Here is a 22,903-nt window from a genome sequence, read left to right as displayed (position 1 = left end):
AATGCTCAGCTTGTTTTCAGCCCGCCAGAACCGTCAGTGGATAGGGTTATATGTCCGGAAAAGCGCAACAGCAGTCCCGTCTCAAAGAATTGATCCAGCGTGGCCGTGAGCAGGGTTACCTGACTTACGCCGAGGTCAATGACCACCTACCGGAGGATATTTCCGATCCGGAACAGGTGGAAGACATCATTCGCATGATCAACGACATGGGTATCAATGTATTCGAGGTTGCCCCGGATGCCGATGCCCTGTTGCTGGCCGAAGCCGATACCGATGAAGCCGCCGCCGAAGAAGCTGCCGCGGCGCTTGCCGCTGTCGAGACCGACATCGGCCGCACCACCGACCCCGTGCGCATGTACATGCGTGAAATGGGCACCGTCGAACTGCTGACCCGCGAAGGCGAAATCGAAATCGCCAAACGCATCGAGGAAGGCATTCGCGAGGTGATGAGCGCCATTGCCCACTTCCCGGGTACCGTGGACAGCATTCTCGCTGACTACGAGCGCGTCACCACCGAAGGCGGCCGCCTGTCGGACATCCTCAGCGGCTATATCGATCCTGATGATGACGGCGCCGCCGGCCCTCAGGAAGTCGAGCCCGTCGCACCACAGACAGCGGCGAAGCCTGCTGACGATGAGAAGGACGACGAGGAAGACGACGATTCGGACAGCGAGGAAGAAGAAGGCGATGGCGGTCCGGATCCGGAAGTCGCTCGCGTTCGCTTCGGCGCGGTGGCCGAACAGCTCGACGTCGCCAAGAAGGCGCTGAAAAAGCATGGCCGTGGCAGCCAGCAGGCGACCGATGCCCTGCAAGAGCTTGCGACGCTGTTCATGCCGATCAAGCTCATCCCCAAGCAGTACGATGCGCTGGTTGACCGTGTACGCAATGCCCTGAGCCAGGTTCGTGCCCAGGAACGCGCCATCATGCAGATCTGCGTACGTGATGCACGCATGCCTCGCGCCGACTTCCTTCGTCAGTTCCCGAACAACGAGACGGACCTGACCTGGGCCGACCAGCTTGCCAGCGGCAAGGCCAAGTACGCCGAAGCCATCGCTGCACGCAAGGAAGACATCCAGCGTTGCCAGGAGAAGCTGCTCGCGCTCGAAGAAGAATGTGCGCTACTGATTGCCGACATCAAGGACATCAACCGTCGCATGTCCATCGGCGAAGCCAAGGCGCGCCGTGCGAAGAAAGAGATGGTCGAGGCGAACCTGCGCCTGGTGATCTCCATCGCCAAGAAGTACACCAACCGCGGCCTGCAGTTCCTCGACCTGATTCAGGAAGGCAACATTGGCCTGATGAAAGCGGTGGACAAGTTCGAATATCGCCGCGGCTACAAGTTCTCAACCTACGCCACCTGGTGGATTCGCCAGGCGATCACTCGCTCCATTGCCGACCAGGCGCGCACCATCCGCATCCCGGTGCACATGATCGAGACGATCAACAAGCTCAACCGCATTTCCCGCCAGATGCTGCAGGAAATGGGTCGCGAGCCTACGCCTGAAGAACTGGGCGAGCGCATGGAAATGCCTGAGGACAAAATCCGCAAGGTATTGAAGATCGCTAAAGAACCGATCTCCATGGAAACCCCGATCGGTGATGACGAAGATTCGCACCTGGGTGACTTCATCGAAGACTCCGCCATGCAATCGCCGATCGACGTGGCGACCGTGGAAAGCCTCAAGGAAGCCACCCGCGAAGTCCTTTCCGGCCTCACCGCACGGGAAGCCAAGGTACTGCGCATGCGCTTCGGCATCGACATGAACACCGACCATACCCTCGAGGAAGTCGGCAAACAGTTCGACGTCACCCGCGAGCGGATCCGTCAGATCGAAGCCAAGGCGCTGCGCAAGCTGCGCCACCCGACGAGAAGCGAGCACTTGCGCTCCTTCCTCGACGAGTAACCCAGAACCCCCGGCCCGCGCCGGGGGTTTTGCATTCAAGGCCAGGCAAAACGCCACGCACGATCAGCTTCGCTTGGCGCATCCAAACACCACCGGTATAATCCGCCGGCCTCTGAGGGCCTATAGCTCAGTTGGTTAGAGCAGAGGACTCATAATCCTTTGGTCCACGGTTCGAGTCCGTGTGGGCCCACCAAATTGAAAGCCGCGCATTGCGCGGCTTTTTATTGGGCGAAGGAAAAGCGGCTGAGCTAGTCCTACGTTGCCAAGGTACAACTTCAGTACAGTGCCGATTCGCCTGTACACCTTGGAGCACGCTAGAGATGGCCACAATCGTCAAAACTCCTGCCGGTACCTGGAAGGCGCTGGTGCGTAAACCGGCTGGCCGACCAACACCAAAACCTTTCGCACCAAGCGTGACGCCGAAGATTGGACACGCCGTACGTAAGAGGAAATGGTCAGAGGCGTATATATCCAGCGCAGTGGCTCCGAGCGCATAACGCTGGAATGGCTTTCAAACGCTAACTGAGTGAGATCAGCCCCACCACGAAGCCAGCGGCCCAACGGGCCAAAGCCACCAAAGCCCAACAGTTGATCAGCCACCTGGGCAAATACTCGATGGCCGCCCTCTGTGGGGATGTGGTTATCCGCCCGAATACTGCCTACAGGCTCAGTTGCCGTGCACTCCTGCTCATTTAATCCACAGATCACTGAGCTGCTTAAATTCTGGCGAAATGAGCTGGGCGGCGAGTACAACCCTAAGTACAGGAACTGGATTTTCTTCCCTCGATCTCGGGAAGACGTATTGATGCGCCTGCAAGAACTGGATCAAGAACCCTGACCAGGCGCGCTCATCAAGCCAAACAACCTGGCTTGATGATTAACAATGAGCCGAATAGCCGGCATTATCAGCTCACCTAATGAGCCGAATAGCCTTGCTAATCGGCTTACAAATGAGTAAGCCCATGAATGACACCCTCTGGATCTGGCAGCAGCCCGACTGGCCACACTTCACCTGGCAAGCCGAACCGCTTGCCCCGCTGTTGCGCGCCTGCACTCAGGCCCAGGGGCGCTTGCTCGGGATGCTCGGTGCTGTGGATGGTGACACCGAAATGCAGAGCAGCCTGGATGCCATGCTGCAGAACATTGTCACCTCATCGGCCATCGAGGGTGAGCAGCTGAATGTCGGCTCGGTGCGGTCATCATTGGCACGACGCCTGGGGCTGAACGAAGAAGGCCGCACCACCTCTCGCTCCGAAGGCCTTGCGGAACTACTGCTCGATGCCACCCGCGCCTATCAGCAGCCGCTTGATCTGCAGCGGTTGTTCACATGGCATCGTTGGTTGTTCCCCAGCGACGATCACCTGCTGGCCCGTCCGCTGCGCATCGGCATGCTGCGCGGCGAAGAGCCCATGCAGGTAGTCTCTGGCAGACTCGATCGCCCTACCGTGCATTTCGAGGCCCCACCCCGCACCGGGCTGGAAGCGCAACTGGACGACTTCCTCACCTGGTTCGAAAGCAGCCGCAGCGATGCCAGCCTCGACCCGTTTCTACGGGCCGGCATTGCGCACTTCTGGTTCGTTACCCTGCACCCCTTCGATGACGGCAACGGTCGTCTTACCCGCGCCATTACCGACCTGGCACTGGCTCAGGGCGAGCAGCAGGCCATCCGCTTTTACGCCATGTCAGCGAGCATCCTCGACGACCGAGCCGGTTACTACCGCATCCTGGAAGCGAGCCAGAAAGGCACGCTGGATCTCACTGCCTGGCTGCAATGGTTTCTCGCAACGCTGCTCAATAGTCTGGAGCAAGCCCTTGCCCGTATGGACAGGGTGCTGGTCAAGGCGCGCTTCTGGCAGGCTCACCGCAGCCAAGCCTTATCTGCCGAGCAGATCAAAGTGCTCAACCGCCTGCTTGATGGCGGCGAGAGGGGCTTCGAGAGCGGCATCAGCGCCGCTCAATACCAAGCCGTGGCCAAAGTCTCGAAAGCCACCGCCACACGCCATCTGAGCGATCTCATCGAGAAGGGCTGCCTTGCCCGGCTGCCGGGCGGTGGGCGCAGCACGCGTTATCAAATACAGCACTCGGCAAACGCTCACAACTAACCCGCAGCGACAACACCGCGCATCGAAAGCTGCGCGATACTATCGTGCCATTACACCAAGATTCGGTACTATCCGGTTAACTACGGATTACCAAAGGTTAGGAAATGGACTTCTCCCCCATCATCGCTCAGGTCTGGGGCATGCTGGCCTGGTTTATCCCAGCCGCACTTCTGATCGGCCTGCTCAAGTCATCATGGGCCAAGGGTCATATTGGCGAACTCCTGGTGCGGCTGTTCGCCCATTGGCAGCTGGATAAACAGACCTACCGCCGTCTGCACAACGTCACCCTGAACACACCCGACGGCACCACCCAGATCGACCACGTATTCCTCTCGCCTTACGGCGTCTTCGTGCTGGAAACGAAGAACATGAGCGGCTGGATCTTCGGCAGCGAGAAGCAGGCGCAGTGGACGCAGAAGCTCTACAAGCGCACTTTCAAATTCCAGAACCCGCTACGCCAGAACTACAAGCATCTCAAAGCACTGGAAACCACCCTTGGCGTTAGTCCCGAGCACCTGCACTCGGTGATCACCTTTGTCGGCGGCAGCACCTTCAAAACCGAAGTGCCGGCCAACGTAACCCAGGGCGTCGGCTTTATCCGCTATATCCAGTCATTCCAGCAGGCGGTATTCAGCGAGGCTGAAGTCGATGCCATGCTGCACGCCCTGCAAACCGGCCGCCGCGCGCCAACCCTCGCCACCCACCGGGAGCATGTGCAAAACCTCAAACGCCGAAGCGATCCGACAGCCGAGCGGCAATGCCCGAAATGCGGCAGTGCGCTGCTGATTCGGACAGTGAAGTCGGGCCCAAAAGCTGGGCAACAGTTTTGGGGGTGTTCGGGGTTTCCTAAGTGCAGGACGATGCAGAGTCCTTGAAATGCATGTAAGAACAGGAAATCTTGGCCTGCCCCCTATTGCCGAAAAACTCAAATAATCAGCGCACATAATTCAATAAGTAGAAACAAATCATGCAGCAAAAACAAATTATATTAGAGTCCATTCAAAATCTTGCAGAGGACGACTTCAGCAGAAGCGTACTAATGCCCCTGCTAGGCAAAATTGGATACATAAATATTGAGTTCAACGGCGGAGCTTACGAGCAAGGAAAAGACATTATTGCCCACATGCCTGCGGCATTAGGAAAAGATGAAATCCATGTCTTCCAGTCAAAGAAATTCAAGTCAAAAAAAAGCACGGCAAGCCGAGAAAGCTTCTCCGAATACATATACCAGCTTAATCAATGCATCCAAAAGCCTATTGCACTATCAGATGGCAGCAAGCGCAGACCTAACAAAGTTTATTTCGTCACGCCATACCAAGTAGACAGCAGGCATCTTGAAGAGCAGTTCGAGAACCTTTCTCTTCCAAACATAGAAGTCCTCGACGGGGAGTATCTAGCTGCTAGCATTGCAAAGCACTGGCCTTCATTTGCCAGAGAGATAATTCCCGATGCCGAGATAGCCATAAGCCCAGCCCTTGAAGAAATTTTCAACATAGAGCTAAACAACGCCCTACACATCAACGAGCAGAAAAAGTACACGGAATACTACAACGACCTAAACTTCTTTGTTGGAGAGGTGGACAGCTGTCTAGTATTTGGAGGCGAAGTTGAGCATCAAATTGTTAAACATCCACCTTACTCAAAAGCCGAATGGGACGAACTTAAAAAGCTTAACTCAGCCCTACAAGACTACGGCGACCCTGGCGTAATAACCAGCTCAATCACAGAGATTGAAGAAAAATACAAATCTGATCTAAATGCTCATGTTAGCGCAGCAAACGCCAAGCTAATCAAGCGCTCAGAGGACTTACAGGTATCCATAGCAAATGGAAAGCAGAAAGTCACCTCAACTATCTCTGAAAGAATAAACTACTACTCAAATGTAAAGGACGCATCAGGGGCTAAAGGCACCAGCCTTCCCGATGTAGCGCTCGCACTATCTTTGCTAGAAGATTTCAAGGATCAGATAGGAAGCAGTAACGAGATAGAGTGCCCTACTAGAGCAGGAATACCGAAAGCAGCACACGAAACGCTACAATTTCTTTACAACACTAGAAACGAAATTTTCAGATCAGAGAACGAGCTTCTCCTCATCCTCAAAAAAATAATTCCCCCTCCCACCATTAACGCAAAAATCGACCCTACTGCATTTACAAAAAGAATAAACGCTAAGATTCGTCATGCGGAAGAGTTTATTCAAAAACTAAACGCACGATCATTAACCTGCAGCGAAACCAAAACAATACTTGACGAAATAAACTCACTTCTTCGAGCAATCGATGTAGCAACAAATCATAACCAAAGCATCGCTCATTTCCGCACAACTCAAGGATCAACAAATAAAAATGTGCTTGACGTATCTGCACACTCTATTTTTGACTCCGGCTGCAATATAGCTATATACGGTGAGGCCGGCGCAGGAAAAACAACGACCCTGCACATGTACGCAGACAAGCTATATCAGAATCGGCAGACCGGACAAATAACACTTTTCTTGCCTTTAAACAGAATAACAAAAAAAATCGGCGAAATGGATAAAAACTCCAGATCCAATCTGATCTCAGAAGAAAAACCCTTTGAGTCTCTACTTAACGCATTCCTTTCTTACAGAAGCGTAGAGGCATCACCAGATAACAGAAAGTCACTGATATACGCATTACAAAACTCAAAAAAATGCACTGTGATAGTCGACGCCCTAGATGAAGCGAGCACTCATGCCCCATGGATCATACAAGCCTTATCAGAGCTCCCATCCTATGCATCTCATGCCCAAGTTATTACCTCATCAAGAAACTGCGTTAAATACATAAGGGAAGTAGAGTTCCTAGGAATCACTCTTCTCCCGTTCACAAAAAAACAACTAGAAAATTTTATTTTCGGATGGATTGGTGATGACGAGCAGGCAGGTGCTCTATTAAAAATAATAGAAGACAAGAAGCTATATGAAGTAGCCAAAAACCCACTTCTCGCAACTATTATCTGCAGCCTTCACACCAGCGAAGTACCCATACCAGAGAACGAGCCGGAGCTATACTGGAGAAAAATTGAGCTTCTATGTGGCTTGTACGATCACCACAAAGGCATCATTCGCACAAAGAACGAAAAAAGCTTCCTAGAAGCTTGCTGCATAAAACTAGGATATCGCTTCCATAGAAACGAAATTAGAGAAACCTCCATCCCTGAGATGCATAAATTCCTTATTGCCGACTTTGAAAGCAGATACCCACCAGCCAAGATTTCAAGCGCAATTGACGATCTTATCTTTTCTTGCAACATTCTCATAAAACAGCCTGGAAGCGAAAACTACGGCTTCGAGCACCTTCGCTACCAAGAACTTTTGGCAGCAAAAGAAATAGAGAGAAACAGAAGCATCGATATAACTATCTTGATCGGGAAAGAATGGTGGAAAGGGCCACTTTATCTATACTCATTTAATCATGACATTCAATTTTTAATTGATGAAATCTACGACAAAAAAGGCAACATTTCGAAGTACAAAGAAACACTACTTCTAATGATAGAGGCCCGGCCGTCCAAACAGCGCAGCAACCTTGTAGCACTAGTGAACAGGCTAGCGAAGCAAGACTCGTTTGACGGACTTGGCCGATCATCAAGTTATGATTACGACTATGAGGATTTATTCTAAATAGTCGATTGCAATATAGACCGCTAGTCACTACTAGTAATTATCGGAGCCCGGCTCAATAAAGTCAGAAAGTGCCTGATCCAGGGCCTGTAAGTGATTAGGGCCACGTCTTCTGCCCGGAGCCACTAGTAGCCAGAGCGAAGCTCGGATTCCTTGCCGCGCGTGAAACTCTACCACTTCGACATAGTGATCTTTGGCAATATACCCGAAGAGCCAACGCGTGTAGGCGCCTAGCTTCATATGCCTGAACGGTAAAACTAATCGGTACACTGGCGGTCCAGTGCCCAGCTTTTATAGATTTCGCTCAGTTACGCTTATTCGCTCTACGACGCTACTTTCAGCTCACTGTACCTGCGTTAGGTTACGCCCGATTTCACTAGCCTGCACCGCCAGGCGGCACGAGCACATCGGGTAAATAACCACTTGATTTATAACTGATTATTGGATTTTGTACGTGAATGTATTCATTACTTTCGCCACCGCGACCGCTTGGCCGTTCACTACTTTCGGCTGGTAGCGAAAGCTCTTCGCCGCGGCTAGTGAGGGTTTGACGAACAGCGGATGACATGACCCAACTACTTGAGGATCCTCCACGCGGCCTTTGGAATTAACTCGATAGGCAACGGTGCACTCGCCCTCGATCTTTCGCTCCAGCGCGCGCTGGGGATAGTCCGGTGCATCCTTGGCGATCGGCAGATACTGGCGGCTGGCAGCCGCCGCCGCTTCGTCACGCGCGGCTGCGGCGGCTGCGGCGGCTGACGTTTGTCGCTCCGCCTCGGCCTGCCGGGCCAGGGCGAGCTGCTGCTCCTGCAGGCGAGCCTGACGCTGCTGCTCTTCTCGCACAACCAGCTCTTGGCGCAGCGCTTCTTCGCGGCGTTGCTGCTGGAGGTCACGCTCGATGCGCTGCTTCCTTTCTTTTTTCTGCTGTTCCTGTTGCAGACGTTTGAGCGCCAGATCCGCCTTCTGCACCAGGGGCTTCTCGACCACCGGTTTCGGCATCGGCGCCGGTTCTGGTGCCGCTCCTGCCAGCATGGGCGCAGCGGCTTGAGGCGGCGGCGGTTGCACAGAGGGCGCGGGCAGCGAGACCAATTGAGTGGTGATCACGGCCGAAACCACAGGCGGCATCGGTGCGTTGTGCGACAGGTTGAGCAACACGAACGCCAGACCGATATGCAGCGCCACCGCCACACCCAACGCGAAACTATGTTCGCACCAGGCTGACCAGGAGAAGCGCGGTTCGTGCAGCTCTAGGGTCAGGGCACTCATCTCAAGGTGCCTCGGTAATCAGCCCGAGACGACTGACGCCACCGCGCTGCAGCTCGGCGATGCCGGCGACCACGGCGCCATAGTCGGCATTCTGGTCGGCGCGAATATAAACCTGGGTCTCCGGGTTTTCGGCGACGATGCCAGCTATCTTCGCGCCCATCTGCGTTTTGTCCACTGCACTATCGGTCTGCGATTCGGTATCCACTTCGCTGCCCAGATTCCAGTAGTAGCTGCCGTCATCCTTGACCGAGAGGGTGACGATGCGCTGCTCTTTCAGCGTCGGCAATGCTTCGGCAGCCACCTTGGGAAGTTCGATCTGTACACCCTGCACCAGCATCGGCGCGGTGACCATGAAGATAACCAGCAGCACCAGCATCACGTCGATGTAGGGCACCACGTTCATTTCGGCATTCAGCCCGTGTTGTTTCGTTGGTCTGACCAGCATGGGGAATCCCTCTTCAGGCCGCTGCGGCCATGCTTGGCACCGCGCCGTTGAGACGTCGGTGCAAGCGGCCTTGCAGCTCGTTGCCAAAGGCGTAGTAGCGGGCGATCAGGGTCTGAGAGCGCGCAGAGAAACGGTTGTAAGCCATCACCGCCGGAATGGCTGCAAACAGGCCGATGGCAGTGGCGATCAGCGCTTCGGCGATACCTGGCGCCACGGTCGAAAGAGTCGCCTGCTGTACCTGGGACAGACCGAGAAAGGAGTTCATGATCCCCCATACGGTGCCGAACAGGCCGATATACGGGCTGACCGACCCCACTGTGGCGAGGAATGGCAGACCTTTTTCCAGGCGTTCCTCCTGCTCGGCGATGGCCACGTGCAGGCTGCGCTCCACGCCGTCGAGCACAGTGTCCGGGTTGTCGCCGGCATACGGCTGCAACTGGCTGAAGGTCTGATAAGCGGCGAGAAAGATGCGCTGCAGCGCGGCCTCCGTCGGAGGCTCCTGCTTCGCACCTTCGCGGTAGAGTTCGCCGATCTCATCACTCCGAAAACGCTTGAGAAAGGCCTTCGCCAGACGTTCGCTACGGCGCAGTACCGCGCCGCGTTGAACAATCAGGTACCAACTGATCAGCGACGCCAGCACCAGGCAGAGCATCACCGCCTGCACCACGATGCTGGCCTCGCTGATGAGGCCCCAGACGGTCATGTGTTCGAGATGGGCTTGGTTTTGCATCATGGATTCCTTCGATTTCACGAGCACCATGGCTCACATTAGAAGACAGGGACGTTGCGCACTGATGACAAGAGCGACGTCCTGCACCTCATTCCAGCCCAAGCGCGTCGGCGACCGCCGACCAGGGCACGTATTTGTAGTTCTGGTTATCTTCGGGCAGGCGCTTGCGACCGTCCTGCACCACCAGCATGCCGGCGCTCCAAGGCCCGCCAAGATTGGCCGAACTGACTTCCAGACCGTCGGTTTCCGAAGCGCCGTCGATGCCCAGTTCGGCATTCAGGCCAACCTTGAAACGGCCACGCAGCTTATAGGGTGCCTGAGCCTCGACCACCACGTAGCTGTCGTTGCCCTGGCTGGAGATCACCAGGTAGTCGCGCTGTTTGCCGTGATATAGCCCTAGGCCCTCGATGTCGTCCTTGACTAGGCCGCCAACAGCGATGACTTGCTCAAGTGCTGCCTGCGCATCGCCGCGGGCATCCAACGCCCACACCGCCACGTCTTCCTCACCGATATACAGTCGCTCGTTGCGGTCATCGGCCACGCAGCCTTCCGGCTGAGTCTCGGTCTTGAAGCGCCTCATCAACTGGCCGGTCGCCTTGCCGCCATTACCGGCGAGGCGGTATTGCAGGAAGGTGCCGTCCTTATCGTTGGCGATGGCATGGATGGCGCCCTGGCGGTCCTTGAACAGGCACAGCCCGTAAATCTCTTTGAGCGGCGTGGCGAGCTGACCGATGTCGCTGAGCTCGCCGCTGGCTGGGTCGATGGCGAACAGGTGCAAGCTGTTGTGATCACGATTGCTGGCTACGGCGAGATCCACCTGGCGACTGCCAAGCTGGAAACCCGGACGGATGTCGACGTTGTTGAGCCGGCCCACGCGCAGGTTCTGCACCTGTTTGCCGGCCAGGTCATAGGCCAGCAAGCCGCCCTTCTTGTCGGTACCCAACACACGGCTGCGTTCCGGATGACGGCTGTTCACCCAGATCGCCGGATCATCCGCCGCATCGCCCAGGCTAGGCACGCCGTCGGTTTGCACCAGCGGCGCGACGTGGGGGATCGCTTCGGCTTGTGGAGTACGTGGCGGCGTCCAGTTCAGGGCCGCCGTGCGAGCACCGTTGTCGTCGACCAATAGCAATTCGAGGCCGCTGGCCGTGGCGCGCGCGCTGACCTGCTCCGGCTCGGCGAGGCCGTCGAGGCTTACCACGCCGGCGCGCTGCCACTGCTCAGCGCTGCGTTGATAGAGATGCAGGTTTGCCGCCCCCGAGTCGACTAGCAGCAGCGCATCGGGCAATACCGCCATACCCGCAGCAGCTTCGGTCAACATGCCAAAAGGCGCGCGCAACTCGACAGGCTCACGCACCAGCGCGGCCTCGGCACCGGCCTGGTACCGCCAGACGCCAACATGCTCCTCGTTGACGTAAAGGCTTTCGCTGCGGTCATCGACCTGACAGAAGCTGCTTTCCGGCGGCAGGCTCAGGGCGCGAACCTGACGCGCGTCGGCCAGCGGCCGGCCGTTCTCGGCGACCAGCCACTGCTCGCCAAGCCCTTCTTCGCCAACCAGGAACAGGTAGTCGTTACGCGCACTGTCACGGAACAGGCACAGCCCTTCGATGGCGAAGCGGGTTTTCGGCAGGTAATGGGCGCTGCCCCAGGTCGAGCCCTGCAGCCTGACCAGCAATGCCTGCTGGCGCTTCCTGTCGAGGGTGGCAGCCAACAGGCCCTGGTCATCGGCGCGGTGGTCGAGGGTTTCGAAGCGGCCGGGAAACTCGCTCAGCACCTGACCATCGCGGTCGACCACCTGCAGCGCTTTCGCGGCAACCTGCAGGCGTTCGGCATTCGCCAGAAAAGGCAGCGGCGCGAGCCACTGCGTGCTTTCAGTGGCAATCAGCGTTTCGCTGATCGTGACGACAGGCGCGGCGCTGGCGCTCGCTTTCTTTGGCGGTGTGCCCTGGCAACCAGCCAAGGCAACGCACAGCCCCAACAGGGACAGATTGAACATACGCATGAGTACGAGGTGTCCTGAAGAGGGCGCGCCGGGCGCCCTCGGTAATCATCAGAAGTGGGTGAGCGTCAGGCCTACCTTGTAGGTCGGGCCGTATTCCTCGTACTGGGCGTTGTAGCCATGACGCCCGGTATAGACGTAGTAGGACTCGTCGGTGATGTTCTGCGCCTCGAAGGTCAGTTGCAGATCCGGCGTGAGGAAGTAACCGGCCTTGAAGTCGACGAACAGCTGATCATCGACGATCAGATCCTGGCGCTTGTCTTCGATGGAGCCGATCTCGTACAGGTAGCTGGACTTGTAGTTGGCCGCCACGCGCATGTTGAAGCGATCGTCTTCCCAGCCGACCATGAAGTTGCCCACGGTGTCGGACTGGTTGGGCATATCGATCGAGCGCTTGGCGCCCTGCCCTTCGATGGTCGCGTCGGACTTGCTCAGGGTCAGGTTGGCGCCGAGCAGCACACCGTTCCACGGCGCGGGCAGCCAGTCGAATTTCTGCGAGTAGGCCAGTTCCACGCCGTAGAGCTTGGCGCTGCTGCCGTTCTCGAAGCTCAGCGCTTCGTCGAAATCGGCCCAGGCACCGCTGCCGGCGAGGTCGGTGTTATAGATGAAGTTGTCGATGTCCTTGTAGAACAGGAAGCCTGAGAGCACGCCGGCATGCCCCATGTAGTGCTCGATGCCGAGGTCGAGGTTCATCGACTCCAGCGGCTTGAGGTCCGGGTTGCCGAACGAGGCATCGGCCCCGTCGATGGCGAAGCCCGGCGCCAGCTGGCCGAAGGTCGGGCGAACCACGGTATTGGTCCAGGCCGCGCGCAATGCCGTGGACGGCGCCAGCTGGTAGCGCGCATGTAGGCCCGGCAGCCAATGGTCGTAGCGGTTCTTGCTCTGGGTACTTTCGTACGCACCGTCACGTAGCCCAGTGCCTTTGGCCTCGAACTCGGTGCCTTCGTAGCGCAGGCCGGCGATGAAGCGCCAGTCGTCAATGTCGAGGCTGTTCATCAGGTAGGCCGCGTTGATGTCTTCGCGCATGTCGAAGTCATTGATGCGCGAATTCTCTTCGTCATAGAACGCGTCGCGATCCAGCCCGCCGATCAGGTCCTTGATGGCCCCGGCGCTGACGCCATTGCCGAAGTTGCCCAGGGAATAGTCGACGTTACCGCTCTGCAGGCCGCCCAGATCGATACCGCTGAAGTCATCGTAGACCCAGACCTCGGTGTCGCTGGTCTTGTCGCGGCGGCTGAGCTTGCCGCCGAATTTAACTTGGGCGGCGTTGCCGGCCAAGTCATAGTCACGCGCCAGATCCAGGCGAATGTTCTTTTCCTTGTCCTTGCCGTTGACCTTTTCCCACTCGACCTCGTCGAGCGTGAAGGACGCCGGGTCGTAAAAATCACCGCCCACGCTGACCCGCGGTTTACGTGTTCCATCGAAGCCGACGTTCTCGAAATCACTGATGAATTCGGCGCCAGCAATACCGCCCGGGTCTTTTTCGGTGGCCTGGCTGTAGCCGGCCTGGCCGCTCAGTGTCCACAGGTCGATCATGCGTTCGCCGCCGATCACGTAGGACTGGATTTCCTGAGTGTCCTGTCGGGATTTCAGGTCGCGCCAGCCCTCGGCATCGCCACGCTCACCGGAGGCCTGCGGGTCAGCGAACCCGACGCCGGCGGCGTTGCGCGTCTCGGTGTCCTTGAACTTGCTGTACAGCGTGCGCAGGTAGTAGTTGGAGTAATCGTCCGGCTGATAATCGAAGTTCAAGCCAAAGCCGGTGCGCTCGCGGGTGATCTCGTAATCACGCTGCTCGACCTCATTGAGCCGTGCGCCATCGGAGAAATCCCAGTTGCCGCCGGTCTCGACGTTCTCCGAGCCAAACTTGCGCTTCTGCCAGCTGAACGCTGCCGCTACGCCAAAGTTGTCGATACCGTTGCCTAGGCTGAAGCGGTCGCTGATAGCGCCGGAAAATTTCGGGCTGTTCTTGCTGACGTTGGTGTCGTGACTGCCTTCGGCAGAGAAGGTGTAGAACAGGCCGTCGTGGTCGAACGCCGAGAGGCTTTCTACCTCGATGGTGCCGCCAAGTGAGTTGGCATCCATGTCCGGGGTCAGGCTCTTGACCACCGATAGCGACTGCACCAGCTCGGCCGGCAGAACATCGAGCGCCACGGCGCGGCGATCGCCCTCCGGGGCTGGGACCAGGGTGCCGTTGATGGTCACGCTGTTCAGATCTGGCGCGATGCCACGCACGCTGACGAAGCGACCTTCGCCCTGATCGCGCTCGACCGACAGGCCAGGAATGCGTTGCAGCGCTTCGGCGGCATTGTCGTCCGGCAGTTGGCCGACGCCATCGGCATGCACCACGCTCTTTATGCTGTCAGCGGTCTTCTGCTCGCGTAGCGCCTTGTCGATACTCGCCGCCTGGCCGATTACCTCGACGCGCTCGACTGCTTCTTCTGCCCAGGCTGGCGCAGCACTAATGGCGATGGCCAACAGACTGACCCTGAACCCGGCATTACGGATTTGACGAAAAGGCTTTGCCACCTTGAATTCCTCGTTCCAATGGCCCCTGGCGACACCAGGAATGGCAGCGGAAGTTAGAAATCATTTGTGTCACTCGCGTGACAACGCATCCAGGAGAGCCTTCAAAAACACCGTTTGGGGAGGGTCAAGTTAGGCTTTTGAGCTGATATGACCTCCTTGACCCTGAGACCAATGACGCCTCTGCGCACAGCCAGGTAATCGAAAAAGCGGCCTCGCCACACTGGAGAACATGCATATACAGCCTCGCCGACACCCAACATCGGCGCTACACGCGAACATGCCCGGCTGAATCCAGCCTGAAAAAAATGCTGTTATAGCCTCAGTGACCTGAGCCGAATCGACCCCCCGCGAATTCACCGAACCGTCATACAGCTTTGTTTCCGTGACGCCCCATCACGCCCAACGGCTCATGAGGAATCGCGAATGTCTCGCCCCCTGCTCTACGCATCACTACTGGCCTGTGCGTTGGCCGCCTCATCATCGTGCGCGAACGAGAGCACGCCACGCTCCGTGGGTCAGCCCTACGCTGCTGGCGTCCTAGCCGACCGCGTAGTGCTTACAGCAGGCGAAAATGCCGCACAGCAAATGGCAGTCAGCTTCCGGACCGATGTACAACAAAGTGACGCGCTACTGGAATTCGGGCCCGCCCTCGCAGGGCCGCAACTGACCGCCAAGGCGCAGCAACTCACCGGCACCACCCGCCGACTCGACAGCGACAACGGCCCATCCAATTACCATCAGGTTCGGCTGGAACGACTCACCCCGGACACCGCCTACGTGTATCGCGTCAAAGGCAGCGCTGGCTGGAGCGAATGGCAGCAGTTCCGAACCGCACGTGAAGATTTCGCACCCTTCACGTTCCTGTACTTGGGCGACACGCAGAACGACATCCTTAACGTCGCATCGCGCACCATTCGCCAGGCGCTACGCAGCGTGGCGAGACCTGCGCTGGTGGTACACGCAGGTGACTTAGTGGCTTCCAGGGAAGAACTCGCCCATGACGACGAATGGGGCGAATGGAACCAGGCGGGAGGCTGGGCCTACGCCGCCATTCCTCAGGTGACGGCAGCCGGCAACCATGAATACATCGACACGCTGTTGGCTGACGGTAGCGAAAGCCGCACCCTCAGCCCGCACTTCCCTGCCCAGTTCGCGTTGCCGCGAAACGGCGCCAAGGGCGTCAGCGACACCAGCTTCTTCAGCGACTATCAGGGCGTCCGTTTCGTAGCGCTCGACGGAACTTCGGCGCTAGATCTCGGCACGCTCGATGCACAAACCAGCTGGCTGGAAAACGCACTGAAAAGCAGTCAGGCAATCTGGAACATCGTAGTCATGCACCAGCCGGTCTACACCTGTGCCCGTCCGGAAGATACCGAAGAACTCAAAGCAGCCTGGAAGCCACTGTTCGACCGCTACAACGTCGACCTGGTGCTGCAGGGTCACGATCACTGCTACAGCCGCCTGACCCATGAGGCCGGACGCGAGGCCACGGCTAAGGCACAACGCGGCAATTTACCCATAGGCCCGGTTTATATGGTCTCGGTTACCGGCTCGAAAATGTACGGCCTCAACGACCGCGCTCATACTCAGCCTGATCGCAGCGCCGAAGACACGCAGCTGTTTCAGACCATCACCGTCGAACAGAACCGCTTGAGCGTGCGTGCTTATACCGCCGATGACCGGCTCTATGACGCCTTCGATATCCAGCGTGACTCCAGCGGAAAGAAATACCTGCATGAAACGCGCCTGCAAAAACAAAGCGAGCGTTTCTGCAACGGGGAAACCGGGCCTGATGGCCTGCCCTGCTCCGCGCGGGACAAGTAAGCGTCATCGTTTTGAGATATTCGCCGGGCACGCTCGGCGCACGCTCAAACTGAAGCAGGAGATGCGCCATGAAGTCGCTGTTGAAAATGCATGGCATAACCCTTGGTGGTTTGTTCCTGGCGGCCAACAGTGGCCTGCTGATTTACCTGGCGGCCGGCGATATCAAGGACTGGGCCGAAATCAATTGGATGGATGTCGCTGGCGAAGGCGGCACCTGCCTGATTCTCTGCGGATGGCTGTGCATGCTGCTGCGTGGAAGACCAGCCGGAAGGGTCACTCGCCTACTCTCACTTGGCCTGTGCTTCACCGCGTTTTCGATGTGGATGGACGCCCTTGATGAGTTCATTCGCTTGCCGCCTGAAGCCATATGGGACAACTGGCTGGAAACCGCGCCCATGCCGGTGGGCATGTTGCTCCTGACGCTAGGCATGTATCACCTGCAGCAGGAGCAAAGTGCCATCAGCGCGCAGATGAGCAAGCGCGAACAGCTGTTCCGCGAGCATCGGCTGTTCGACACGCTCACCCCGCTCGCAGGCGCTCAGTACCTGCGACGGCACTTGCAGAAGGCGCTGGAACAGGCTGAAACCGATCAGCGCCCGTTGTCGCTGATCGCGATTGACCTGGACGACTTCAGCCAGATCAACCAACGCTACGGTCAGGAGGAAGGCGATCAGGTATTGCAAGTGGTGGCGCAGTTGCTGCTGTTCAATCTGCGCCAGCAAGACATGCTTTGCCGACTGGCCGGTGATCGCTTCGTCGCAGTATTGCCGGACACCGGTGAAAGTCAGGCGCGCATGATGGCCGACGACATGCAGCAAAGCGTCGCCAACCTTGCCCATCGCACCCAGCGCCACGGTGAGCGGCTCTACTTACAGGCCACTACTGCAGTGGTCATGGCCCTTGGTGAAGATCAAGCGCAGCTGCTCAAACGCCTGAATACCGCACTCATGCTGGCCAAGCCTCGTATGGCTCGCAGCGCATGAGCGGCCATGCACTCTCCGGCGCGTACGATGCGGACAGTCGCTTCATCGCCGCCCACCATCTTCCATCGGTGCTTATCGACCTAGCTCGATTACGCAACATCGACACCCATCATCTGCTGCGCGGTTGTGAACTGTTCTATGAGGACATTGTTACTGGCCGTGCGGTGATAAACCCGCGACAGTTTTTGCGCCTGATGGACAATGCCAGGCGCCTGCTAAGCGCGCCGGACACCAGCTTTCTGTTTGGCCAGCGCCTGTGGCCTGGCCACTACGGCCCCTGCAGCCAGCTGTTGGAGCAGGCCGACAACCTGCAGCAGGCACTGGACCGACTCAGCGAGTACCGCGCTCTGCTTTCACCGCTGCTGACCCCGGTGATGCATTTCGATGATCACCACATGCACCTCTATTGGCGTGACAGCTGCGGTGCCGGTGAGTTGAGTATCTTCTTACTTGAGGCAAGCATGACGGCAGTCGTTGCCCTGGCCCGGCGCCAACAGAACGAGCGTCTTCCGTGGCGCTTCCAATTCGCTTACCCAGAACCTAGCTACGTAGAGCAGTACTGGGTGCATCTGGGAGATAAGCTGGCTTTCGATCGCCCCTCCACAGTCATGAGCGTGCCTCGCGAGTTCGTCCTGCGCCCCTGGCCGGGGGCGGGCTCTACTGGCGTTCAAGTGGCGCGGCAAAGTTGCAGCGCGCAGTTGCAAAACTGGGGCTGGCAGACCAGCTTCCTGGATCGTCTGCGGGGCTATCTAAGCCAGCACATCCGCCACCCGTTGAGCCTGGAACGGGTGGCGGCAGCCTTTGAGACCAGTCCGGCATCACTCAAGCGCCGGCTAAGCAAGCATGGCACCTCATTTCAGGAGCAACTTGATCAGGCCCGGCGGGACTTGGCCTTATACCTCTATCAGATCAAGGGCTACAGCAACGACGAGGTGGCACACCGTTTGGGGTTCAGCGACACCACGAATTTCCGCCGGTCCTTCAAACGCTGGACCGGGCTCGTACCGAGTGATCTCGGAGCGGTGTTATGAGGCTGATCTCCGAGCGAGGCGTACCGATGGTAAACGCGTGACCGGCAGCGATCGGCCAAAAGCGGACGGACTTTTGGACGGATCGGCCTACTCTACTCAAGCCATATGCGAGAGGGAGTGCGATTTGCAGCATGCCAGGTGTCGTGGCGCGATGCGGAGTGCTTTACGGCCGTTCCCGCAATTGCGGAGCACTCTCAGCGCGCGAACACCTCTTTGCTCATGAGTATGTCTAATCGATAGACATGAGCCGGATAGGCGAGTATCGAATTCATCCGCGTTATGTCTCTGAATATCTTTCCACCGCCACCTTCCACGTGGGCCTGTCTTCCTGCCAGATTCGGGAACGCTTCGAATACGCCGAAAGTCGTCTGCGAGTACCGCACGCCATACCAAGGTCCGGTTGCCGGCTCCTGCTCAACACAGGCGAGAATGTCCCTTAGCATCTGCACGACCTGATCCTCGCTGCCAGGGATGGCCTCAATGTGAATGTAGAAGGCTTTGCGACCGTCGTCGCCCTGTTCGCCACTAACCTGGACGCCGTGGTGGGGCAGTACTGGGGCTGACGGAGCCGGGAATGGAACAGGGCCTGGTAGGGTTGTGTTGTCAGTCATGATCACCTCCTATCGAGAGGCTTCAAATATAGAATCGGCATGGCTGGGCGGAGCGCCGGATTCATCCGTTTTCTAGCCTGATCATCCAGAATCGACTCACGTCGCTCAGACCGTATGGCAGGATCAGGGTATGGCCGAGACGCTACTTGAAATTGTTCGCCGCCGTACCGAAGGCGCGTGTGCACGTGACGGTGTTGCATCTACCGCTTGCGGGCTTATTGCTATTCGCAAAACCGCGGCTACTTCATTGGAGCATACGCTGCCACGGCCGCTGTTGTGCCTGGTGCTGCAGGGCAGCAAGCGCGTTTCCATTGGTAACCAGCAGCTGGATTACGCTGCTGGCGACTCCATGCTGATCACTGCCAACCAGCCAATGGTCAGCCAGATCATACAGGCGAGCGCGAGCACGCCTTATCTGTCGCTCGCACTTGATCTGGACCTTTGCATAATCGCCGATCTGGTGCTGGAAATGCAGGCGCAGGCGTTAAGCGTCAAACCTCATGAACGTACTTCAACATACGAGCAAGTCGCCGACACCGCGTTGCGCTTGATGCAGCTGCTTGACCGTCCGGCCGCATTGGCCCTGCTACAACAGCAATTGCTGCGCGAAATCCACTATTGGCTACTCACGGGTATGCACGGCGCAGCGATACGCCAACTCGGCACGCCTGACAGTCATGTTCATCGCATAGCCCGCTCCGTTGCGGTACTGCGAGCCGAGTACGCCAACGCGCTGCCGGTCGAACGGCTGGCTGCCGTGGCGGGGATGAGCCGCTCTTCGTTTCACCAACATTTCAGGGCGGTCACTTCACTCACACCGTTGCAATTCCAGAAGCAATTACGATTGATCGAGGCGCGGCGCTTGATCGTGTCTGAAGGCAGGTCATCCAGCAGTGCAGCGTTCGAGGTTGGTTATGAAGGTGCTTCACACTTTGCGAGAGACTACCTACGCATGTTTGACATATTGCCTGGCAAGGATCGGCTAGAAGCCAGCAGACCGCGTCGCCAAGAATAACGCCAGTTGTCGCGGGAAGGATGCCTCCGCCGCCTGCCGCTTTTGTCGATAGCCGTGACAGTCAGCTATCGGCCAGAAGCAGCCCGACAACCAGCTGACAGGGACGTTTAGCGAATGCGGCCCCAGCTCTGATATCGGACGTGCAGCAATCTCGCGCAGCAACCCTGCCGATGCACCTTTCCAAAGTCCCACTGGGTATCACAGCGGCTCGCCCGGAGCACCATTGGCAAGCCCGCATTCCTGGCAACGCATAATCCTTTGGTCCACGGTTCGAGTCCGTGTGGGCCCACCACATTCAAAGCCACGCAATGCGCGGCTTTTTCGTTCGTGATCAACCCGGTTGCGTCGCAGGATTGCACGCTTGGCGGTCGGGTGTATGCAGCCAAGCCCGATAGGCGGCTGTCACGACTGCGGCGTCTCGTTGGGCGCGCTTGTCCCGCAGGGTCAGACGGGCAGCCCGTCGTGCTTCTCCAGGCTCAGCGCCGCATCCAGCGCTTGCAGCGAAACAGGCTTGACCAGGTGCATGTCGAATCCGGCGGCACGGGAGCGCTCCAGGTCTTTCAGCTGACCATAGCCAGTCAGGGCGACCAGCCGTAGCGACCCGGCGGGAATCCGCCTGCGCAGTTCGGACGCGAGGCGGTAACCGTCCATCACAGGCAAACCGATATCGAGAACGGCGACCTGGGGCCTAAACCGTTCGGCAAGCCCTACGGCCTCCAGGGGATCGCTGGTTTGCCGCACCTCATGGCCGCGTTGGGACAGGTAAGCGGTCGTGCTTGCCAGGGCATCGAGATTGTCGTCCACCACCAGGACGCGCAACGCGCCGGTCGTGGGCCCAGGCTGGACGGGGGCATCCACCGGGTCATCGACGGCATGCCGCAACAACGGTAAGCGGACAGTGAACATCGAGCCGCGGCCCGTCCCTGCGCTGTGCGCGGTGACCGTCCCCTCGTGCAGCTCGACAAAGTTCTTTACCAGCGCCAGCCCGATGCCCAGGCCGCCCTTGGCACGGTCAATGGTCGCGACGCCCTGCTCGAAGATATTGAACAGACGAGGGAACAGTTCAGGACTGATCCCGGAGCCGTTATCCTCGACCGTGACCACCACATGCTCGCCTTCGAGCTGCATGCGTACTCTGATTTCGCCGCCTGGATCGGTGTATTTGGCAGCATTTGTCAGCAAATTCGTAAACACCTGCGTCAGCCGGACCGCATCGCCATACACCCATAAGGGCCCCTCGTGCAGCTTGGTAGACAGCCGATGTCGCCGCTCTGCAAACAGTGCGCTGGTATCCTCGACCGCGCGAGACAAGAGGTTTCCCAGTTCGGCGGGCATCCGCTTCAGTTCGATCTTGCCGCGCGTGATGCGGGTGACATCGAGCAGATCGTCCACCAGCCGCGACAAGTGTTTCGCCTGCCGATCGATGATCTGATGCTCGCGCGAGAAGGTATCGCCACCCTTGAAGCGGATCAGTTCGAGCGCCATCACGATGGGCGCCAAGGGATTGCGCAGCTCATGGCTGAGCATGGCCAGGAATTCGTCCTTGGCACGGCTGGCCTGTTCACGCTCGTAGTCGGCACGCGCCGCCTGCAAGCCGGTAGCGGCCAGCGATGCGGCAGCGCGAAGCAGTGCGAGCTGGGTGACCGTAGGGAAACCCGCTGAGCTTGCGCCGAACCAGATCTTACCGCCGGCGCGGCCATAGCCCAGACTGAGGTGCACGATGCGCATGCGCCCCAGCGGGGTCTGCGCATCGTAGGCGCGGCCGTCCGGGTGGCGGCCGATATCCCAGGCCTGGATTTCGGCTGACCAGTCTGCCAGGGCATCGCCCTGCCGGTAGGCACCGTCCACCCGCAACTGGCTGACTGGCTGAGCGCGACCGGGAAGCAACGCTTGGGCCAGGCTGAAGCGAAGCGGAACGATGCGTTCCACCGCCTCTGCCATCAACTGCAGTACGGTATCGCCGTCGCGCCCGGCCCAAAGCGCCGGCAACGCAAGCAACCCCATCAGGTCTCGTATGCCTTGCTCAACGGCTTCCCCGGACTGCGCGGACCCCGGAGAGGATTCGGGTCGAGGGTTCATCTCGAGCCCGATCGCAGCGCCGGCTTCATCGAGCGCCAGCCACATCGCCCTCGGCCGCCTTGCGCTTGTGCAGCTCCTCCAGCATCTCAGAGGCAGGCGTATAGAAGGGGTTTTCCTGAACGACGCCGTTGATCAGCGTGAGCGGATGGGTACGCAGCAGGTCCATCATCATCGAGCCGGACAGCTTGGCGATGTCGTACACGCACACCGCGGGTTGACGGTTCCGGGTAAGCACCTCGTTCACTTCGGCCTCGTAGGCAAGAATATCGCGCGCGCCAGGCACGTCGTTGAACACCCAGTCCATGTTGCCCATGATGCGCACGCGCGGATAACCCGCTTCGAGAGCCGTCTGGCACACCTGTTCGAGGATCGCCAGCATACGGTCCTTGTCGAAGGCGCCGGCCTCATCGAGGTAGGCGCTATACCAGGAATGCAGCTCCAGCTGTCCACAGGCTTCACATCCGGCAGCATCGATGCCGGCCTTGGTCAGCTCCGCACGGTGCGCATCCATGGTGGCAGGATCGAGAATGTGCAGACTCTTCTCGCCCTGCGCGATGCCCTCCTTGAAGAAGGGCGTCAATACGTCGTATTCCTGGTCACGGCTGTCGAAAAACGCGCAGACGTGGAAGTGCTCGATCTGGGTCCCGGCCAACGACAGGTCATTCATGTAGCTGTCCTCAAGGAAGCGCGCTGCCAGCGCAGCGAGCAGGCGCACGATAGTTGATCGCAATTGTAAGGGAAG

16 protein-coding genes, 1 tRNA gene and 1 pseudogene are annotated in these 22,903 nt (G+C 58.2%); 10 read left to right on the top strand and 8 right to left on the bottom strand.

Annotation, left to right across the window (positions count from 1 at the left end):
* Positions 1 to 50: 50 nt before the first annotated feature.
* The 6 genes and pseudogenes from rpoD to GQA94_RS06140 all read left to right on the top strand — a co-directional run bounded on the left by rpoD (position 51) and on the right by GQA94_RS06140 (position 7,652).
* The gene (gene rpoD, locus GQA94_RS06160; protein ID WP_158187251.1) at positions 51 to 1,904 is read left to right on the top strand and encodes an RNA polymerase sigma factor RpoD; all 1,854 of its coding nucleotides are present in this window, start codon (positions 51 to 53) and stop codon (positions 1,902 to 1,904) included.
* 116 nt (positions 1,905 to 2,020) lie between these two features.
* Positions 2,021 to 2,097, top strand: a tRNA-Ile gene (locus GQA94_RS06155).
* 127 nt (positions 2,098 to 2,224) lie between these two features.
* Positions 2,225 to 2,546 (top strand): annotated as a pseudogene (locus GQA94_RS23225) (site-specific integrase); the annotation flags it as partial.
* A 320-nt stretch (positions 2,547 to 2,866) separates the two neighbouring features.
* Positions 2,867 to 4,006: a Fic family protein gene (locus tag GQA94_RS06150; protein ID WP_158187250.1), complete on the top strand. Its 1,140-nt coding sequence runs from the start codon at positions 2,867 to 2,869 to the stop codon at positions 4,004 to 4,006.
* Between the two features lie 104 nt (positions 4,007 to 4,110).
* Positions 4,111 to 4,881 (top strand): nuclease-related domain-containing protein, encoded by a 771-nt coding sequence (locus GQA94_RS06145; RefSeq protein WP_158187249.1) that lies wholly within the window; start codon positions 4,111 to 4,113, stop codon positions 4,879 to 4,881.
* 92 nt (positions 4,882 to 4,973) lie between these two features.
* Positions 4,974 to 7,652, top strand: a complete 2,679-nt coding sequence (locus GQA94_RS06140; RefSeq protein ID WP_158187248.1) for an NACHT domain-containing protein — start codon at positions 4,974 to 4,976, stop codon at positions 7,650 to 7,652.
* A gap of 438 nt (positions 7,653 to 8,090) precedes the next feature.
* Here GQA94_RS06140 and GQA94_RS06135 read toward each other — a convergent pair whose 3' ends face one another.
* The 5 genes from GQA94_RS06135 to GQA94_RS06115 all read right to left on the bottom strand — a co-directional run bounded on the left by GQA94_RS06135 (position 8,091) and on the right by GQA94_RS06115 (position 14,618).
* Complete coding sequence (locus tag GQA94_RS06135; RefSeq protein WP_158187247.1) at positions 8,091 to 8,840, bottom strand: TonB family protein; 750 nt, start codon at positions 8,838 to 8,840, stop codon at positions 8,091 to 8,093.
* A gap of 79 nt (positions 8,841 to 8,919) precedes the next feature.
* On the bottom strand, positions 8,920 to 9,363 hold the full coding sequence (gene tolR / locus GQA94_RS06130) for a protein TolR (RefSeq protein WP_158187246.1): 444 nt from the start codon (positions 9,361 to 9,363) through the stop codon (positions 8,920 to 8,922).
* Positions 9,364 to 9,376: 13 nt separating this feature from the next.
* Positions 9,377 to 10,093: a protein TolQ gene (tolQ, locus tag GQA94_RS06125; RefSeq protein WP_158187245.1), complete on the bottom strand. Its 717-nt coding sequence runs from the start codon at positions 10,091 to 10,093 to the stop codon at positions 9,377 to 9,379.
* Between the two features lie 88 nt (positions 10,094 to 10,181).
* Positions 10,182 to 12,095 carry a phytase gene (locus GQA94_RS06120; RefSeq protein ID WP_158187244.1) on the bottom strand — a complete coding sequence of 638 codons (1,914 nt, stop codon included), beginning with the start codon at positions 12,093 to 12,095 and terminating at the stop codon, positions 10,182 to 10,184.
* A 48-nt stretch (positions 12,096 to 12,143) separates the two neighbouring features.
* Positions 12,144 to 14,618 (bottom strand): TonB-dependent receptor, encoded by a 2,475-nt coding sequence (locus tag GQA94_RS06115; RefSeq protein ID WP_158187243.1) that lies wholly within the window; start codon positions 14,616 to 14,618, stop codon positions 12,144 to 12,146.
* A 423-nt stretch (positions 14,619 to 15,041) separates the two neighbouring features.
* Here GQA94_RS06115 and GQA94_RS06110 point away from each other — a divergent pair, with 423 nt between their 5' ends.
* The 3 genes from GQA94_RS06110 (at position 15,042) to GQA94_RS06100 (ending at position 18,456) form a co-directional block, all read left to right on the top strand.
* Positions 15,042 to 16,442: a purple acid phosphatase family protein gene (locus tag GQA94_RS06110; protein WP_158187242.1), complete on the top strand. Its 1,401-nt coding sequence runs from the start codon at positions 15,042 to 15,044 to the stop codon at positions 16,440 to 16,442.
* 68 nt (positions 16,443 to 16,510) lie between these two features.
* Positions 16,511 to 17,425 (top strand): GGDEF domain-containing protein, encoded by a 915-nt coding sequence (locus tag GQA94_RS06105; RefSeq protein ID WP_158187241.1) that lies wholly within the window; start codon positions 16,511 to 16,513, stop codon positions 17,423 to 17,425.
* Positions 17,422 to 18,456, top strand: a complete 1,035-nt coding sequence (locus tag GQA94_RS06100) for an AraC family transcriptional regulator (protein WP_158187240.1) — start codon at positions 17,422 to 17,424, stop codon at positions 18,454 to 18,456. The genes GQA94_RS06105 and GQA94_RS06100 overlap by 4 nt, the downstream gene beginning before the upstream one ends.
* A 194-nt stretch (positions 18,457 to 18,650) precedes the next feature.
* Here the strand turns inward: GQA94_RS06100 and GQA94_RS06095 are convergent, their stop codons facing one another.
* Positions 18,651 to 19,067 carry a putative quinol monooxygenase gene (locus GQA94_RS06095; RefSeq protein WP_199270105.1) on the bottom strand — a complete coding sequence of 139 codons (417 nt, stop codon included), beginning with the start codon at positions 19,065 to 19,067 and terminating at the stop codon, positions 18,651 to 18,653.
* A 130-nt stretch (positions 19,068 to 19,197) separates the two neighbouring features.
* Between GQA94_RS06095 and GQA94_RS06090 the strand changes: the two genes are divergently transcribed.
* Entirely contained in the window at positions 19,198 to 20,082 is an 885-nt protein-coding gene (locus GQA94_RS06090; protein ID WP_158187239.1) for an AraC family transcriptional regulator, read from the top strand.
* A gap of 444 nt (positions 20,083 to 20,526) precedes the next feature.
* Here the strand turns inward: GQA94_RS06090 and GQA94_RS06085 are convergent, their stop codons facing one another.
* Positions 20,527 to 22,206 carry a hybrid sensor histidine kinase/response regulator gene (locus tag GQA94_RS06085; RefSeq protein WP_158187238.1) on the bottom strand — a complete coding sequence of 560 codons (1,680 nt, stop codon included), beginning with the start codon at positions 22,204 to 22,206 and terminating at the stop codon, positions 20,527 to 20,529.
* Positions 22,187 to 22,876 (bottom strand): MEDS domain-containing protein, encoded by a 690-nt coding sequence (locus GQA94_RS06080; protein WP_233270221.1) that lies wholly within the window; start codon positions 22,874 to 22,876, stop codon positions 22,187 to 22,189. The genes GQA94_RS06085 and GQA94_RS06080 overlap by 20 nt, the downstream gene beginning before the upstream one ends.
* Between the last annotated feature and the right edge of the window lie 27 nt (positions 22,877 to 22,903).

This window comes from Stutzerimonas stutzeri (genome assembly GCF_009789555.1).
In the GTDB taxonomy this organism is placed as follows: Bacteria; Pseudomonadota; Gammaproteobacteria; order Pseudomonadales; family Pseudomonadaceae; genus Stutzerimonas; species Stutzerimonas stutzeri_R.
The sequence above is the reverse complement of the archived record's forward strand: the minus strand, read 5'-3'. Positions and strand labels throughout refer to the sequence as shown.